The 2,296-nt window shown below is 32.2% G+C and carries 2 protein-coding genes; one reads left to right on the top strand and one right to left on the bottom strand.

Annotated features, from left to right (window positions below; genetic code table 11):
• Nucleotides 1–173: 173 nt before the first annotated feature.
• Nucleotides 174–857: an aspartate/glutamate racemase family protein gene (locus tag AC1DJR_RS26925; protein ID WP_002085241.1), complete on the top strand. Its 684-nt coding sequence runs from the start codon at nucleotides 174–176 to the stop codon at nucleotides 855–857.
• Between the two features lie 49 nt (nucleotides 858–906).
• Here the strand turns inward: AC1DJR_RS26925 and AC1DJR_RS26920 are convergent, their stop codons facing one another.
• Nucleotides 907–2,085, bottom strand: a complete 1,179-nt coding sequence (locus AC1DJR_RS26920) for a macrolide family glycosyltransferase (RefSeq protein WP_044439567.1) — start codon at nucleotides 2,083–2,085, stop codon at nucleotides 907–909.
• Nucleotides 2,086–2,296 lie beyond the last annotated feature (211 nt).

Here is a 2,296-nt window from a genome sequence, read left to right as displayed (position 1 = left end):
CCCTCTACCTCTCTGGATAAGTATGTAGTTGTAATCTGTATTATGGCACTAACAATAAATAATTTCAATACTTTTCTTACTATTTTTATTTTTCGATAAATAGTTCAYTTAAATCATTGTATTCTTATCGGAATTATGAAATAATAAATTCAAAATTGTTACGGGAGGAATGCATGATGAAAGTAATTGGCTTAATTGGCGGACTAAGTTGGGAATCAACATCGTTGTACTATAAACACATTAATACACTGACTCTCTCTAAATATGATCAAAATGCGAAACTTGTTTTATATAGTATGGACTTTGGTGAAGTAACTACATTATTACAAAATCATCAATATGAAGAAGTGAAAAATGAATTAGTCGCAGTAGCAAAAAAAGTAGAACACTCTGGAGCTGAATGTTTACTAATGTGTTCTAATACTGTACATCTATTTGCTGAGGAAGTAGAACAAGCAATATCAATCCCACTTCTTCATATCGGTGATGTAAGTGCTAAAGAAATGGTAGAACAGAATATAAAACGGATCGGATTATTAGGAACGAAACAAACGATGGAACAAGATTTTTATACATCACGACTAGCAAAATATAACATTGAGACAATCATCCCAAATGACGAGGAAAGAACTTTTATCCATCACGTCATATTAAATGAATTAAGTAGAGGAATTATTTCAGAAACATCAAAAGAAAAACTAATACAAATTACCAATTCATTAATTAATAATGGGGCTGAAGGAATTCTACTTGGCTGTACGGAAATTCCTTTGCTCATTTCCCAAAATGATCTATCTGTTCCTGTTTTTGATACTGCTTATTTACATGCGAATACTGCTGTACAATTTGCTGGATAATAATATAAAAGCATACAGGTAGAGCCTCTATGCTTTTATATTATCCGAACTATTTATTTAAAAGAGCATCAATAACTGCAATGGCTCTTTTGGAACCACCACACTCTAAAAAACTTTCATTCAGTTTTCGAATGCCATGTTTATACTTTTCATTTGAAAGAACGTCTGTTACCGCCTTTTTTAAAGTTTGCACATTAACATGCTCTTTCAATAATCTATGTGCTGCCTCCAGCTCAGTTAATCTTTGCGCTATCATAGGTTGATCTTTATCATGCGGTATTATCACAAATGGGACATTATAATGGATTGCATCGTGCACACTATTCATTCCACCATGTGTAATAAAAACATCTGCTTCACTTAATATTTCTGATTGAGGTACGTAAGGGGTTATAATAAAGTTGTCTGGCGCTTGCTTAATTTTTGAAATATCATTTCTATCACCAATCGCCATTACTACAATCCCTTCGAAATTTGAAAAAGCGTCAATACAAGTATTAAAAAATGGTTCGAGCCCTTCAAGAAGTGTTCCCATTGAAATATAAATAACTTTCTTTTTTGAAAGCAATTCAAGTGGAAACTTTACATTTGTTTTGCGCTTTATAATACTCGGCCCAATAAAAACATTGTTTTCTCCGAACGAATCGCTATTAGGTTGAAAATAACGACTTGTATACACGAGACTAATATCTCCCTTATTATGCATAAATTGAAGATTATTTTTGGGCTTTACTCCAAATTCATGTTCCATCTGATACAGTAACTTTTCAGAGAGTTCATCGGGTTGGAATTGTATTTCTGCATTTGGATGAAAAGGCAAGGTTTCCAATAATACTGGTGGAATTAAAAATATAGGAGAGGAAACTATGCCTGGAACTTGTAAATATTCCTTTACTAACTCTCCAGCACCAAATATATCATAAACTATGAAATCAAAATTAATGCTTTTACATAATCGTTTCGTAATTTCTAATATGTATAAAGAAGTTTGAACATGTACATGAAAGAAAGATTTTAATCCATATGAAGTTTCATTATCAATAGAAATCTCCTTTAATAAATCCGGATGAGTATGTACAATGGCTCCCAAAACTTCAAGCCTTTCCTTAAAGCTTTCCGTTGTAATATAGTGTACGTTATCACCTCTTTCAGTAAAGGCCTTTACTAAACTTAATGTAGGATTTACATGTCCCTCTGCAGGGAAATTAACTATTAAAATRTTCATCACTTATTTCTCACTCCTTACAATTCAATSTTCTTATTAATCGTACTGTTATTATTACAAGCAATCTTCCCTTAATAGTCCCAATATACTTACTACTTTAGGTTGATAAATAATTATCAGACATTGAAAAAGGCATCTACATAAAATGTAGATGCCTAACTGTGATAAGGAGTGTTCTGTGAGGTTAGGATAAGCTTTTCTGCTTGTCCTATGC

It is taken from the genome of Bacillus sp. 05T31 (genome assembly GCF_056396725.1).
The sequence above is the reverse complement of the archived record's forward strand: the minus strand, read 5'-3'. Positions and strand labels throughout refer to the sequence as shown.